This window comes from Nostoc sp. UHCC 0252, from assembly GCF_034931145.1.
Taxonomy (GTDB): domain Bacteria; phylum Cyanobacteriota; class Cyanobacteriia; order Cyanobacteriales; family Nostocaceae; genus Nostoc.
Genome location: NZ_JAYGHE010000038.1, coordinates 46,031 through 61,715, shown reverse-complemented (window position 1 = coordinate 61,715; position 15,685 = coordinate 46,031). Strand labels below are relative to the sequence as shown.

General features: G+C 42.2%; 14 protein-coding genes. 7 read left to right on the top strand and 7 right to left on the bottom strand.

What is annotated here, in order from left to right; translation table 11 throughout:
• Positions 1-61: 61 nt before the first annotated feature.
• The 4 genes from VB732_RS20640 to VB732_RS20625 form a co-directional block, all read right to left on the bottom strand.
• Positions 62-1,060, bottom strand: coding sequence for an ABC transporter permease subunit (locus VB732_RS20640; protein WP_323232774.1), 999 nt, complete (start codon positions 1,058-1,060; stop codon positions 62-64).
• Entirely contained in the window at positions 1,057-2,613 is a 1,557-nt protein-coding gene (locus VB732_RS20635; protein ID WP_323232773.1) for a sugar ABC transporter ATP-binding protein, read from the bottom strand. Before VB732_RS20635 ends, VB732_RS20640 begins: the two co-directional genes overlap by 4 nt.
• A gap of 278 nt (positions 2,614-2,891) precedes the next feature.
• On the bottom strand, positions 2,892-3,944 hold the full coding sequence (locus tag VB732_RS20630; protein ID WP_323232772.1) for an ABC transporter substrate-binding protein: 1,053 nt from the start codon (positions 3,942-3,944) through the stop codon (positions 2,892-2,894).
• Positions 3,945-4,272: 328 nt separating this feature from the next.
• Positions 4,273-5,169, bottom strand: a complete 897-nt coding sequence (locus tag VB732_RS20625; RefSeq protein WP_323232771.1) for an inositol oxygenase family protein — start codon at positions 5,167-5,169, stop codon at positions 4,273-4,275.
• Between the two features lie 385 nt (positions 5,170-5,554).
• Between VB732_RS20625 and VB732_RS20620 the strand changes: the two genes are divergently transcribed.
• On the top strand, positions 5,555-5,941 hold the full coding sequence (locus VB732_RS20620; RefSeq protein WP_323232770.1) for a nuclear transport factor 2 family protein: 387 nt from the start codon (positions 5,555-5,557) through the stop codon (positions 5,939-5,941).
• A gap of 250 nt (positions 5,942-6,191) precedes the next feature.
• On the opposite strand, the gene VB732_RS20615 is transcribed toward VB732_RS20620, so the two are convergent.
• Both VB732_RS20615 and VB732_RS20610 read right to left on the bottom strand, forming a co-directional pair.
• Positions 6,192-6,527, bottom strand: coding sequence for a DUF1815 family protein (locus VB732_RS20615; RefSeq protein WP_323232769.1), 336 nt, complete (start codon positions 6,525-6,527; stop codon positions 6,192-6,194).
• A 253-nt stretch (positions 6,528-6,780) separates the two neighbouring features.
• A complete protein-coding gene (locus tag VB732_RS20610) occupies positions 6,781-7,287 on the bottom strand; it encodes a gluconokinase (RefSeq protein WP_323232768.1) in 507 nt (168 codons plus the stop codon).
• Between the two features lie 174 nt (positions 7,288-7,461).
• On the opposite strand from VB732_RS20610, the gene VB732_RS20605 reads away from it, so the two are divergent.
• The 4 genes from VB732_RS20605 (at position 7,462) to VB732_RS20590 (ending at position 11,902) form a co-directional block, all read left to right on the top strand.
• Entirely contained in the window at positions 7,462-8,496 is a 1,035-nt protein-coding gene (locus VB732_RS20605; RefSeq protein ID WP_323232767.1) for a LacI family DNA-binding transcriptional regulator, read from the top strand.
• Between the two features lie 295 nt (positions 8,497-8,791).
• Positions 8,792-9,670: an RnfABCDGE type electron transport complex subunit D gene (locus VB732_RS20600; RefSeq protein ID WP_323232766.1), complete on the top strand. Its 879-nt coding sequence runs from the start codon at positions 8,792-8,794 to the stop codon at positions 9,668-9,670.
• A 1-nt stretch (position 9,671) separates the two neighbouring features.
• Complete coding sequence (locus tag VB732_RS20595; protein WP_323232765.1) at positions 9,672-11,048, top strand: DUF2330 domain-containing protein; 1,377 nt, start codon at positions 9,672-9,674, stop codon at positions 11,046-11,048.
• 203 nt (positions 11,049-11,251) lie between these two features.
• On the top strand, positions 11,252-11,902 hold the full coding sequence (locus tag VB732_RS20590; RefSeq protein ID WP_323232764.1) for a sigma-70 family RNA polymerase sigma factor: 651 nt from the start codon (positions 11,252-11,254) through the stop codon (positions 11,900-11,902).
• Positions 11,903-12,016: 114 nt separating this feature from the next.
• Here VB732_RS20590 and VB732_RS20585 read toward each other — a convergent pair whose 3' ends face one another.
• Entirely contained in the window at positions 12,017-12,955 is a 939-nt protein-coding gene (locus VB732_RS20585) for an alpha/beta fold hydrolase (protein ID WP_323232763.1), read from the bottom strand.
• 167 nt (positions 12,956-13,122) lie between these two features.
• On the opposite strand from VB732_RS20585, the gene VB732_RS20580 reads away from it, so the two are divergent.
• Both VB732_RS20580 and VB732_RS20575 read left to right on the top strand, forming a co-directional pair.
• Positions 13,123-14,007 (top strand): shikimate dehydrogenase, encoded by an 885-nt coding sequence (locus VB732_RS20580; RefSeq protein ID WP_323232762.1) that lies wholly within the window; start codon positions 13,123-13,125, stop codon positions 14,005-14,007.
• Between the two features lie 219 nt (positions 14,008-14,226).
• Positions 14,227-15,429, top strand: a complete 1,203-nt coding sequence (locus VB732_RS20575) for an alpha/beta hydrolase (protein WP_323232761.1) — start codon at positions 14,227-14,229, stop codon at positions 15,427-15,429.
• Positions 15,430-15,685: the final 256 nt, after the last annotated feature.

Genomic DNA, 15,685 nt, shown 5'->3' with positions numbered 1-15,685 from the left:
CCCCTGCCCCCTGCTCCCTGCTCCCTGCTCCCTGCTCCCTGCCCCCTGCCCCCCTGCTTCTTCACCGTCTAGAACGTCTGCGGAGTCGGTCAATAGTTACTGCCAAAATAATTACTAGTCCTTTGACGACTAGTTGCCAGAAGTAAGATAGGTTCAACAGAGTTAAACCGTTGTTGAGAATAGCGATGATTAATGCACCTAGAAGAGTGCCGCCAATAGTGCCAATACCGCCTGTAAAACTGGTTCCACCAAGAATAACAGCTGCGATCGCATCTAATTCGTAACCTTGTCCCAATATGCCACTGGCACTATAAAGACGGCTGGCACTCATTATTCCTGCTAAACCTGCGAGTAATCCGCTAATTCCATAGACAAATAGCAACACCCGATTAACTTTAATTCCAGTTAATCTGGCTGCCCGCTCGTTACCACCTACGGCATATATCTGCACTCCTAGAACAGTTTGTCTGAGTACAAACCAACTGATAACTACAGTCAGTAGTGCAATTATCACCAGCCACGGAAAAGGGCCGATATAACTATTACCTATCCAAGCAAAATTTATGTCCCGGTTAATCACCGTTGTCCCTTTGGCTACCAAAAAGGCCATACCCCGCAGGGCTGTTAGTGAACCCAGGGTGACAATAAAAGGTGGCACATCCAAGAAGGTAATCAGAGCGCCGTTGACTAAGCCCAAAAGCAATCCTGCAAGCAAAGCAGCAGGTACAGCAGCCCAACTTAAAGCCGGTAGTAGTGATACCAGCAGGGCAACTACGGCAGAAACAGCCAGTATTGACCCAACTGAAAGGTCAATACCTCCGGTGAGAATCACAAAGGTCATTCCTGTCGCCAGCACAATATTCATCGATGCCTGACGCAAGATATTAATGATGTTACCGCCCGTAAGGAAGTTGGGAGAAAGGAATGCAAATAAGATGCAGATAATTACTAGAATTGGCAGAATACCCGCAACTTCTAGGAAAGTGCTGATTGATTTCCGGTTACGGGATGCAGGATTGTTGGCTAATTTATTGGCAGGCGGTCTGACTGTCTGACTCATAATGCTGATACCTCCGATGCTCCAGTTGCATAATGCATAATTTTTTCTTGGGTGATTTCTTTGCCAAGACTGCCGTCCAGTTCGCCTACTAGTTGCCCTTCTCGCATCACTAAGACGCGATCGCTCATACCGACAATCTCTGATAGTTCGCTGGAAACCATTAAAATAGCAACACCTTGTGCTGCTAATTCACTCATAATTCGGTAAATTTCGCTTTTGGCACCAATATCTACGCCGCGTGTCGGCTCATCTAACATCAAAACTCTTGGTTTAATAGCTAACCAACGCGCTAGCATTAGCTTCTGTTGATTCCCACCAGAAAGATCCAGCGCTCTGATTTCCAAATTGGCTAGGCGGATATTAAAGTTTTCTACTGCATCTGTTGACAGCCGATTAACTGAACTCCAGTTAACAACTCCACCCTTTGCATCCTCCTTAAGTGTGTTAATGGCAATATTCTTCCGGGCGCTCATCTCCAGAAATAAACCTTGATCTTTACGGTCTTCTGGGACATAACCAATTCCCGCAGCGATCGCATCACTGGGCGAATTAATTTCCAGTTTTTTACCATTCAAAAAGACTTCACCACTGGCTTTGCGGTCTGCACCAAAAATTAGTCGGGATAGTTCTGTTCGTCCTGCACCAACTAGCCCCGCTAAACCGAGAATTTCTCCCGCATGAAGTTCAAAACTAGCCGGCTCAATCTTTTTGCGAACGTCGCTGATATTTCTAACTTCCAGCACTACGGGGCCAGGATTCATTTGCCGTTGATGTTCGTAAAAGTCTTGCATGGAGCGACCGACCATCATCTGCACCAATCGCTGGGGAGAAATTTCACTGCGTGTAAGACTACCAATATATTGACCATCGCGCAGGACGCTAATCCGGTCAGCTAAGGCATAGATTTCTTCCATGCGATGGCTGATGTAAATAATGGCAATGCCATCATTCCGTAGTTTGCGAATTACCCCAAATAAATGCTCACTCTCGCGGTCAGATAGTGCTGCTGTTGGCTCATCCATCACCAAAACGCGGCTTTTGTCTTTTAGCGCCCTGGCAATTTCAACTTGCTGCTGTTCTGCGATCGCTAGTGTACCAACTACAGTCTGGGCTGTAAAATTGGCTCCCAGGCTTTCTAGCACTTGCTCTGCTTCCAGTTGCATGGCTTTGCGGTCTAAAAACTGACCTCGCCGCAACTCGCTACCCATAAACATATTTTCGGTAACGGTTAAATTAGGCGCAACGTTCAGTTCTTGATAAATAAGATTAATACCTGCCTTACGTGCTGTCGCCGGATCGGTAATTTTGAAGGGTTGACCATTGATCCGAATTTCTCCTTCATCGGCAATGTAAGCCCCAGCCAGGATTTTCATCAATGTGCTTTTGCCTGCTCCGTTTTCACCCATAAGGGCGTGAACTTCTCCCGGATAAATCGTGAGATTAACATTCTGGAGTGCAGATACACCATGAAATCGTTTGGTTATCCCTTGCATTTCTAATACAGGGGTAGTGCTTGGTGTATCAGGAAATGAAGTTTCGATACTTGTTGTCATGAACATCTCCTGTAAAAAGAATTTCAAAGCCGGAATTTGTGAGTTAGAAATTAATCAACTCACATTTAATATGTATGAAATGAAAATCATCACTAAATCATGTTTTAAAAAACGATTACTATCTCGAAAAATTCTGAATATCGAAAGGCGATATATCAAAACTTTCTACACGCGCACATATATACATCATGGGTATGTGCAAAAGCTCTGTCAATGCATCAAAAGACTCAATTCAGATTAGACATAACTTTTAATTCTCAATTTACAAATATTATTATTTACCAGCCTTTCTCTGTGCTGACATTATCTTTTGTGATCAGCTTGACTGGAATCAGAATTGTAGGATCGCTAGGTCTCTTCCCATTTAAAATGTCGTTCCCCACCTGAACTGCTTTTTGAGCCATTCTTCGGGGATTTTGAGTGGCAGTTGCAGCATATAAACTGTCTTGAGATGCGATCGCAGTTATTGCTTCTGGCGCACCATCAACCCCGACAATAAAGAAATCTTTACGTTTTGCTTGGTTAGCTGCTAATTCTGCACCAACTCCACTCGGATCGTTAATGGCAAAAACAGCATCAATCTTCGGAAAGGTTGTGAGCAAATCAGTCATAACTCTAAGTCCTCCATCCCGACTACCGCCTGCATTCTGGTTTTTAGAGAGAATTTTGATATCAGGATATTTAGACAATACATTCTCACAGCCACTAACTCGCTGAATTACCGAGTCCACGGGCGGCCCGTTAACTATTACTACATTGCCTTTACCTTTGAGGCGGTCAGCAATATATTTGCAACTAACTTCCCCAGCTTGGGTATTATCAGTAGTGATGGTGGCATCCACACCTCCCTCAGCGCCTGTGTCTACGGCAATGATAATTCTACCTGCTTGTTTTGCTTTTTCAACTATTGGCCTAATGCCACTTTTATCAGCAGCATTCAAAACAATGATGTCAGTGTTCGCAGCCGTAAAATTCTCAATTTGATTGGCTTGTTGGTTAAGGTCATAAGCACTGGAAGCTATAATAACGTTGACATCTTTTCCGCCAATTCTCTTTGCTTCTGCCTCAACTGCTTGTCCCATAACAACGAAGAAAGGGTTACTTAAATCGCCAACAGTAAGGGCAACCGATCGCAATTTTGTATTTCCATTGGCCGTTTTAGTTACGGCACTAGTATTTGTAGCAGGTTTTATATCAGTATTAGTAGCAGTGTTGCGATCGGGAGAAGCATTTGTACAGCCGACCATGCTACCACTGATAATACCTAGTACGCTAGCTGCCATTACGCGAAACGTAACCCCAGAGTTGAACACAATCCTTTTCATATTCATATATCTCCTAAAAACCATTCTTACTTGCACCAAATTTGAAACTGATATGATGTCTATTATTAAAAAAGCAAAGCTAAATATTTAAACATGACTAAATAAATTATTTATTTTTAAAGCAAACTTATGACGATCACACCACGTCATAAAATCACATTTTTTTTGGTAAAAATGCTTTTTTAATGTGCCTGGCTGATATTGAATTTTACGGAGTAAAGAAAAGTTTTTAATCTATCTTTAGTTAAAACTCTTAGAATTGTAGTATTTGGAAATGTTAAGTATTTTTAAGATAAATACACTTAAAAAAACTTAATATTCTCAGATTCAAAATTTAAAACTTTAACGTTGCGGGTAAATATTTAGCCACTAAATCTTCATAGTATGGTCTTAACTTTTGCCAATTGGGAGGAATCGGGTTTTTTGAATACAAATCATAAGGATTGAATAAATTAACCCATTTAAACATTTGGCGATCGTGGTTATCCATCAAATGGTTGTATGCCTTTTCACGGTGTTGAGGATAAAATGAGTGATAACGAAGTATATACAATGCAGGTTCAGGTAAATAGTTTTTCATTATTTGATATAGATACTCATCATGTCCCCACGAAATATGTACATTCATTAATCCACAATTCGGTTTGTAAATACCATACTTAGTGTTGTAATTGGGATTATTGTAATCAGGATTTTCTTGGAAAAATTCTGAAAAAACAATTTTATCAGAGAAGGCACAACCTACAGGATAAGTATCACCTACGGTAGCCCATTGAGGCTCACCAAACAGACAAAGTACCTTCCCCATATCGTGCAAGAAACCGGTAATTACCATCCAATCAGGATGACCATCAGTGCGTATGGCTTCTGATGTTTGCAATAGATGCTGTAACTGATCCATATCTGTATCGGGATCTGAATCATCTACTAATTGATTCAAAAATTCAATTGCACCCCAAACAGACATTTCTTTTTTATCAAACTTGAGAAAATTATTTTCTTTCTCAAGGACAAAATTATATGTTTGATTAATATGATTTAACCGATAAAATTCTTTTACCGTGTCTCTGGTTAGGGTTTCGTAATTCCTGTAGTCTTGAGTGGTTTTACCTTCTTTAACTATGCTATCTGGATTGGGATAACGATTAAGTAAGTCTTCTTCCCACTCCTCTAGCGAATGTAACGGATTGTATTGAGCTTGGTCGATGGCATTCTTGAGGATTTGAGACATATCTTGTTACTCGTCGATATTGCTTTTTGAAATCGGGCTTTCGCAATATTATGCACAGGTGTGCAAAACCTGTTTTTGACTTATTTTTATTTTTGCACACGTGTGCAAAAACTTGTGTTAAGTTTTTTTCTATTTGTACATTTGTATACAAGACACTTTGTTAAGTGTTTTTTACAATCGACTCGGAGCAGAAAGATTATTGAAGAAGAATTCATAAGTCAGAATTCAGGAGTCATAATCAATCCAATTATTCATCCACTAGTCATACAGAATACCTTTCCTGAATTCTGACTCCTGACTCCTGTATTCTGTTCGATAACAATACTTAGCTTTAACGGTACAATAATTTGTTAAGCTCTGCTGCATCTTTTTTACCATACCTCTTATGTCAGATCAACCTGCACCAGAAATCGAACTGCTCCGTGCGGCTTACGCGGCCTTCAACGCGCGAGACATTGACGCTGCCCTTGCCCTCATGACTCCAGACGTGGCTTGGCCGAAAGCGTTCAAAGGCGGTTTTGTCCGTGGGCCTGAAGAAGTTCGCGCTTACTGGACGGAGCAATGGAGCGAGATCAATCCGCACGTCGAGCCGATTTCCTTTTACTCGGAGGAGGCTGGACGCATTTTGGTAGATGTGCATCAGGTCGTGCGTGACTTGGTTGGAGGAGTTCTTGCCGATGAACACGTAGGGCATCGATTCACCCTTGAGCATGGCTTGATTCAAGTCATGGAAGTCTGTCCACTTCCATCGTCCATCCCAAATCAACGGTAAACTAAAACGGTTGAAAGCATTAACAATATCCCGAATCGCTGCCTCAATTTTCGGCGTACTTATATGGCGACTCAATGCTCTGTTGACCGTTTTTTTAATTAAAAGTTAAAAATTAAAAATTAGTGAAGAAGAATAATTTTTAATTAATTAATTTTGGGTACTGAGCTACTACTAAATATGCAGATTTAGTGGTCTACAATCAGTAGTGGGTTCAAGCGCCAAAAGAATTGCAATTTTTAATTTTACATTTTTAATTTTTAATTGGAGCGAAGCGACTTATGGTAGATGAATGCTTGGCAATATTAGCTAACTCTTGAAGTTGTTTTACTGCTTCTGCACCCTCCAACTTCATTAATTCGCGATCGCCCCACAATTCCATCCAAGTAATCCCGTAATCAGACACGACAAAACGAATTAGATGCTTTTCTCGCAGGCTAACCATAAATGAAGCACTCTTCATTTGGTCGCCGCACGTGTAACATGAGGCAGAATAACCACGCCGTTCAAGTATAATTGTCAAGGCTTGCAGGTTCTTTACCAAGTCTTGAACAAATTCCTGGTGTTGTTGCGCTAATCTTAGAAACACTATTTTTCTCCTACACACTACAGTTTAGAGTACTCCAAGTAAAAAAATGCTCAATTGTCATTGCGAGCGAAGCGAAGCAATCGCAAGGGCTGGGATTGCTTCGCTTCGCTCGCAATGACGGGTTTTGGATCATTTATTTTTTGGAAACACTCTTAAAACCTTTCTAGACTTATATCCGAGGCATTTAGTTGCCAAAAGTTGGGATTTTAGGGAAGACTTAATTAATCTTAATCTTGCGGTTGCAACCAATAAGCTAAATTTTCAAAGCCGTTTTAATGTTCTGGACAATTATCTGAGGTGGTTGTGCAACATCGATAGATATGGCATCTAATGGTTCTTCGAGAGTATCAAACTGGCTATTCAATAGTTTTTCGCCCATGTAATGATTGCTACGCTCTTGCAACCGCGTTTGAATCAACTCATAAGGCCCTTTGAGGTAAACTAACTTGATGCGATCGCTCTTGGTGTTAGTGCAGCCGCTATCCAATACCAAAAATTGCCGATAGCTGTCTTTTAAAGCCGAACACGCCAGCACTACATTTTTATTCTCTTGCAGCCAATGCTTTATGGCTGTTTGCAAATCTTGCAACCAAGGCATCCTGTCAGCTTCAGTCAACGGGATACCGCGCCGCATTTTATCAACATTCCCTGGCGAGTGGAAACTATCAGCATCACTAAACTCCCAGTCTAAGGAGTCTGCTAGCAGTTTTCCTATAGTGGTTTTACCAGAACCAGATACACCCATGACGATAATAATCATATTTTTTTGAAGAATTAGGTTATTGAGGTAAAGGGCAGGGCGTAAGACTACTGAATTTTTTGTATGCAAAATCTGAGTTGTATTAATATCTCTTGACAAATAACGATTACTTTCTATAATAATACATATTATGCACACGTGTGCATAAATTTAAAATAAAATCTAAACTACAAAATGAATAAACGAAGAATTTCAATTGAAGATATTGCTAAAAGAGCAGGTGTTTCTCATTCTACAGTTTCACGCGCTTTGCGAGATAATGCTCTCATTAGTCCGAAAGTGCGAGAAGAAATTAAGCAACTGGCGCAGGAAATGAACTATGTGCCAAATGCTATTGCTCAGAGCTTGCAAAATAAACGTACTAATACTATCGGTGTAGTAGTAACTTCCATTGCAGATCCCTTTTTTGCTGAGGTAGTAGACGGAATTGAACAGATTGCCAGACCAGCTGGACTGAGTGTTTTGTTAAGTTCTTCACACCGAGATTTAGAGCAGGAAATGGCAGCTATTGATACTTTTCATCGCCGCAGAGTAGACGGAATCTTAGTAGCCGACTCACGAATTAGCAAACAGCATACAAAGCAACTAAACCAAATTGCTGTACCAACAGTTCTGATTAATAGCCAGACTGAAGATCAATCCGAAATATTTCACTCAGTAGCAATAGACGATCGCTTAGGTGCTAGATTAGCCACAGAGCATTTAATAAGTTTGGGACACACCAGCATTGGTTATCTTGGTGTAAGCGATCGCAGCAGGTCGAATCAGCAGCGCCTAGAAGGGTATAGAATGGCTCTTACTGAAGCTGGTTTACCACAAAATCCTGATTGGGTTGCAATTAGTGACGAGTATGATACCAGAACCAGCGATGTCGCCACCGGACAAAATATGCTATCTAAACTATTGACTGCTGAGGTAACAGGGATCTTTTGTTACAACGATATGGTGGCGGTTGGCGCTCTTTTAGCTTGCCAAGAACTAGGTATTTTAGTACCACGAAATTTAAGCCTAGTTGGATTTGATGGTATTGCTTTAGGTCGTTACGTTACACCGGCACTTACAACAGTCAGCCAGCCGATGTTAGAAATTGGTGGCATAGCCATGCAAATGTTACTCGATTTATTAGAAGAAAAAACTGTGGAAAACCGCGTTTTATCTCCTTCTCTAGTAGAGCGTGGTAGTAGCGCATTAATAATTCGTAATTCGTAATAGAGCCTCCGGCACGCTACGCGAACGTAATTCGTAATGACAGCTATTTTCAGGTAAATAGACCACGCGGTAGGGGCACAGCAATGCTGTGCCCTTATGTCAGATGCGCTTCAAATGTATGAAAACTGTAAATTGAGTCAATTTTTTAACGTAGATGCAAAGTGGCTTGCAGACAGGGCGATCGCACCGTCTGTGCCGATGCTTTGTAACAAAATCTGTAACAGCATTACTATTTGAGCTAGCACTCGTATAGATTGATGAGAAATCTACGGGTAATCGCGGAATTTAAGGATTAATGCTGCTCAAAGATATACGAGATTATCAAATTCTCTTTCTCGGCTTGTTTCTAGTATTGGGAATCGGTACAAGAGATTGGACGCTGCGACCAGAATTGATTGGGGTAGCGATCGCCACCAGTCTTGTAACCCAATGGATATTGTCATTAGTTACTGGCAAAGAACAAATGGCAAATCTTCGGAGTGCTTTAATTACCTCTTTGGGACTGGGCCTGTTGTTACGGGCTGATCACTGGACGACAATGGCAATAGCCGCAGCAATTGCGATCGCTAGCAAGTTTATTTTCAAAATCGGCGATAAGCATTTCTTCAATCCCACCAATTTCGGCATCATATCTGCCTTGATTCTCACCCCCGATGCTTGGGTTTCGCCAGGACAATGGGGTGAAGAATGGTGGTATGGGCTATTATTTGCCGGTACTGGCGGCATGATTTTGCAGCGCGTTGGTCGCTGGGACACCACAGCAGCCTTTTTGGGTTCCTACTCCTTACTAGAAGCGATTCGCAATCTCTGGCTGGGTTGGACTTGGGATGTTTACTGGCATCGATTAATGAGCGGATCTTTGCTGCTGTTTGCCCTATTTATGATTACAGATCCGCGATCGATTCCCAATTCCCGAATTGGGCGGGTAGTTTGGGCAATCTGCATCGCCGGATTAACTTTTATCCTACGGAATTATTTCTTTATTCCCACAGCAGTTTTCTGGGCGCTTTTTGCCCTTGCGCCATTGACCATCCTGTTAGATGTTTTGTGGTTAGCCCCGAGGTTTTCTTGGCAAGAGGCAGATGAAGAAACAGGAGAAGTGCCTCTTGTAGAGACGCGATTCATCGCGTCTAATCGATTCATCGCGTCTCTAATTAAAAATGCAGAGGTATAAAATGAGATTTTTTCGACTCTTAACGCCATTATTGTTAGTAATTGTAGCTGTTTTCTGCTTTGCACCCGCAGCTTGGGCATTTTGTGGATTTTATGTAGCCAAAGCTGATACAAAACTGTATAACAAAGCTTCTCAGGTGGTGATCGCGCGAGATAGCGATCGCACCGTCCTAACAATGGCAAACGATTTCCAAGGCGAAGTCAAAGATTTTGCAATGGTAGTACCAGTACCAACGGTGGTACAAAAAGAGCAAGTTCGCGTCACGGAACCTAAGATTATCGAACGCTTAGATGCTTTTAGTGCCCCGCGATTGGTAGAATATTTCGATCCAGATCCTTGTGCCCCAGTTTACCCCCAGGAGTTATCAGCAGCACCAACATCAGCAGCAAGCAATGAGTCACCGCGTAAGAGAAGCAGTGATGCTAATTTGGGTGTAACAGTCGAAGCACGTTTCAACGTCGGCGAATACGACATCGTGATTCTTAGTGCTAAAGAATCTGGCGGACTAGAAACTTGGCTTCAACGCAATGGTTACAAAATCCCCAGAGGTGCAAAACAGTTACTTAAACCCTATATCCGCTCCTCAATGAAATTCTTTGTTGCCAAAGTCAACTTAGATACATTCGAGAAATCTGGCTACCAGTTCCTTCGTCCGCTACAAATTTCCTACCAGTCACCCAAGTTCATGCTGCCAATTCGTCTGGGTATGATCAATGCCACGACAGAGCAAGATTTGATTGTCTACATCCTCTCACCTCAAGGACAGGCAGAACTCACTAACTATCGGACGGTGAAAATCCCCTCCGACACAAACGTTCCCTTGTTTGTCAAAAATGAATTTGGTGATTTCTACAAATCAATGTTTCAAACTGCCTACACCAAAGAAGACAAGAAAGTTGGTTTTTTAGAATACGCTTGGAATATGGGTAGTTGCGATCCCTGTTCAGCCGATCCTCTGAGCCAAGAAGAACTGAAGCAAGCAGGCGTGTTTTGGCTAGATAATAATTCTGGAAGTAATGTACCAGTATCCCCAAGCTTTCGCCGTCCCTTTCCTAGAAGTGATGTCTTCATCTCGCGGTTGCATGTACGTTACACCCGCGATAAATTCCCTGAAGACCTAATATTTCAACAAACTGCTAATAGTGAATTTTTCCAAGGGCGTTATGTTTTGCAACATCCGTTCCAAGGGGAACTCAAATGTCAGGCGGGTAGAGAATATAAGCGGTCTTTGCCCAAACGTTTTGAACAAGAGGCGCAAACTCTGGCTAAACTAACTAACTGGAAAATCCAAGACATTCGCAACAAAATGAAGCTGAGTGTTGGTAATCTGACATATTCCTGGTGGGAAAATTTATTTTCTTGGCTGGGATTATATTGAGGGGAATGGGGAAGAGGCAAGGGGCAGGGAGCAGGGGGACAAGAGGTGAGAATTTGAAACAAGTAGTCTTTCCCCTTGTCCCCAATTCTCCTTGTCCTCTTGCTAATTCCCAATTCCCAACATCTTGACGAAAGGTAATTTTTTGTGGCGTTGTTATACGCAATACTAAGATATTCTTGCTTTCTTTCTGCCCCAACATTGTCATGGTTTACTTCGATGAACAGCTACGTCGCTTAGTTACCGAAGCCTGTGGACACCCACTTGGAAGTCCTCAGCGTCAAAAGCTGCTCACGCAAATTATTCGCTTGACAGCAAATAGACTTTGGAGGGAAAGTACTCCCTACTATCAAGATGCACTACAACAAACTTGGTTGTATTTCTGCCGCAATGTTTGTGAAGGTTTAACTGGTCAAACCTATGATTCCAGCTATGGCAGTGTCATTACTTGGCTAAATGCTTATCTAAAACGGAGACTACAGGACTTTTACATTAACCAGAACCGGGAACAAGCTACAACAGTTCCTCTTCGGGTTCGTCAGTCTACATCGGGTGGAACAAGTGAAACAATTGACCCTATAGATAACCTTCCAGCCGCGCCCCAAGTACCTCCCATTCTGGAAGAGTTGGAGACATGGGCTAGGACAGATTCTGAAGGTGAACTGCGCCGTATTTCTATTAAAGGGCGACCTGATGTGAATTGTCAGGTGTTAATTCTTAAACGCCTACCCCCGGAAGTTAGCTGGAAAGAATTATCTGAGGAATTTGACTTGTCGATTCCAACATTAAGCAGTTTTTACCAACGCCAATGCATACCACGTTTACGCAAATTCGCTGAATCTGAAGGATTATTTTAAATATTGCCCCTACGTTAATAAATTAAGGCTTAGATCCCCGACTTCTTAAAAAAGTCGGGGATCTAATTATTTAATTCGGAGAGGGACAAAGATAGAGGCGGGGAGAGATTTGTATTAATTGGTGATAGACAAAACCCAATCGGCTAAAAGTTGGTTTACTCTATCGGGGATTTCATCATGGGGACAATGACCGGCTGTTAGGAAGTGTTCTGTGAGTTCAGGATAATATTGACGAAACTTTTGGGAACGTTCTCTAGAATTCATCCAAGGGTCAGCTTCTCCCCACAACATTAACAATGGACAAGTTAATTGCTTTAGTAGCACATCAACTTTTTCCCCTTGAGGACTGCTAAAGACTGAAACAAACACATCCAACGCACCAGGATCATCAGCAGGACGAGAAATTTCTTCTATTAATTGGTCTGTAACGGCACTTTTGTCAAGATAAACTTTTTCTAGGGTTTGGCGAATTACCCAACGTTGTCGCACGTACTGAAATAACAAAAACTGGGCTAAAGGTTGTTGAAAAATCCACTTAGTGCCGTCACCAAGAAGTTTCTGCAAATTAGCGGGTTGTTTGGGAGGCTGAATTTCTGATTGTAAAGCTTCAGGCTCAGGTGTCGGCTGGCTTTCGCTAAAAGGCCCGGCGCTATTGAGCAAAACTAAACCAGCCGCACTTTCGGGACGCTGTGCTGCAACACACAAACCAGCGTAGCCACCAAGAGAATTACCCGCTAATACTGCTTTTTGACCAATTACTTCACTAATAAAATCATGAAGTTGGTCGCGCCACAAGTCGCCACTGTACTGCAATTTTGGTTTTGCCGATCGCCCGAATCCCAAAAGATCGATCGCAAATACTTCAAAATCTTGACACAATCCTGTGATATTCTTGCGCCAGTGGTCTGTGGAAGCACCAAATCCATGTACCAAAAGCAAGGGCGGACGTTGCGCTTGCTTCTCTCCCGCACGGACGTAGTAAACGTTGTGCCCGCGCCACTGCCAATATTTACCAGGAATTGGGGTTGTAGAGGGGGCTGTTGTTGCCTGCATGATTCAAAGAATTGTTAAGTAGCTTTAATAATTGTAGGCTAGGTGGGGAGTAGGAGAGCGGGGAGCAGGGGGCAGGGAGCAGGGGGCAGGGGGGAGGGGGCAGGGGGCAGGGGGCAGGGAGCAGGGAGCAGGGAGAGAAATAATTAATGACAAATGACAAATAACAAATGACTAAAGAAAGATTAATTACAGGCAAAACTAAACTGCTAGGGGTAATTGGACATCCAGTGGAGCATTCGCTCTCGCCAGCGATGCATAATGCTGCGATCGCTAATTTAGGATTAGATTATGTTTATCTTCCCTTTCCTATAGCACCGGAGAATTTAGAAGTAGCGATCGCAGGCTTTGCCGCTATTGGTGTTGTCGGCTTTAGTGTTACAATCCCCCACAAACAGGCAATCATGCCTCTTCTGTCAGAAATTACCCCTCTTGCCCAAACTATCGGCGCAGTAAATACTGTTAGTCGCCAAAATAATCGATGGGTGGGGACAAACACAGATATAGAAGGATTTATCGCCCCTTTGCAGACAACCTATAAACAGGATTGGAGTCAGAAGGTAGCGGTAATTTTAGGCAATGGTGGCGCAGCCAGAGCAGTTGTAGCAGGTTGTCACCAACTAGGTTTTACCAAAATTCACGTTGTGGGGCGGAATGTGCAGAGATTACAAGAATTTAGCAATAGTTGGAGCAATTCACCTATAGCTGAAAATTTGCAAGTCCATCAATGGGAGGAACTTTCAAAGCTAATACCCGAAGCTAATCTGCTGGTAAACACAACGCCCATAGGTATGTATCCCAAGGTTGATGAGTCGCCTTTGAGTGGAGAGGAAATAGGAAATTTACCAACAGGTGCGATCGCTTACGATTTAATATATATCCCTAAACCGACACAATTTCTAAAGCAAGCTGAAAAACAAGGTGCAATTGCGATCGATGGCTTAGAAATGCTAGTCCAACAAGGGGTAGCAGCCTTAAAAATTTGGTTGCAGCAGGAAAATGTACCTGTAGAAGTGATGCGCCAAGCTTTATTAAATCACCTGGGCTTAGGTTGATAAAAAAATGATTACGCTGAGAGGATGTTTCAAGAGTCCTTTTGTCGGTATCAAAAGTTTTAGATCCCTCTAAATCTCCCTTAAAAAGGGAGACTTTGATTCCGGGTTCCCCCTTTTTTTAAGGGGGGTTAGGGGGGATCAAAAGTGCCTAAAGTCACAGCGAAATACTTTTAAAACAACCTCTGAATTAGATTGCCCTTAGTAATGACATTTTGATTTATGTTTCTTAAACCTAAAATAGTTTTCTCATGGCTTATATTCTTACTAAGTTGTGCAACTCTATTTCTCAGTTCTTGGATTTTTCTTCCGGCTCCAAATATGTTATTACTCACCCTAGCAGTGGGAGCGCCAGAAGTCAGTCCTTGGTTATTGTTATTAAATTTACTCCTTTTATTACTGTCTTTTTTCTACATTCGTCGCCGTAAAATCCGGCGTTTAGCTTCCATTTTCAGTTTAATAGGATTGCTAATTTGTACATGGGTATTAGTAAATATCCCACTAGCTCAAATACAGATGGCTCAAGCGATGAAGCAAGGGCTGGGAGCAAATTATCTAGAGCAAATTCCAGCCCAAGTAATAGCTAAAATGCAGACTCATCCTTTTAATTTAGTTAATTCTTTTCGGGGTATTGCATTAGGTAAAACCCGTCATCAAAAAGATATTACCTTTGCTTTTCCTGCGGGAGTGCCTTTAAAAATGGAAGTTTATCAACCTTCAGAGGTAGGGAAATATCCAGCAATGGTAGTAATTTATGGCGGAGCTTGGCAATATGGCAATCCTCAGCTTAATTCTGAGTTTAACGAATATATGGCTCATCAGGGATATACAGTATTTGCGATCGACTATCGACACGCACCTAAATATCAATTTCCAGCCCAGTTAGATGATGTGCGTGCAGCCTTGAATTTTATTCGCAAAAATGCAGTAGCTTATGAAGCCGATCCAGAACGCATGGTGCTTTTAGGGCGTTCTTCGGGAGCGCACCTAGCAATGTTAGCAGCTTATCAACCAGATGCACCGCCTATTCGGGCTGTGGTGAACTATTACGGCCCTGTCAACTTGCCTGGAGGATACAAAACACCGCCGTTTCCCGATCCTATCAATACCCGCGCTGTTTTAAAAACATTTATGGGTGGTTCTTTAGAAGAATTGCCTAATCAGTATAAAATTGCTTCACCGATAAATTATCTGACACGCCCTTTACCACCAACTCTATTAATTTACGGCAGTCGTGACCATTTAGTAGAAGCGCGATTTGGCAGAAAGATGTATCAACGTCTACGTGACTCTGGTAATACTGCGGTTTTTATACAAATTCCTTGGGCGGAACACGCTTTTGATGCCGTTTTCAACGGTGTGAGCAATCAATTAGCGTTGTATCATACCGAAAGGTTTTTGGCTTGGGCGTTGTTTAAGCAATAATTTTATTAACATAGGAGTACTCCAAGTAAAAAAATGCTCAATTGTCATTGCGAGCGAAGCGAAGCAATCCCAGCCCTTGCGATTGCTTTGCTTCGCTCGCAATGACGGGTTTTGGATCATTTATTTTTTGGAACACTCTAGAGCAGCAATCAGAGCATAAAGGCTCATTAATGGAGTTCAAAGGCTCATTAATGGAGTTCAAACACTCATTAATGGAGTTCAAACACTCATTAATGGAGTTCAGAGACTCATTAAT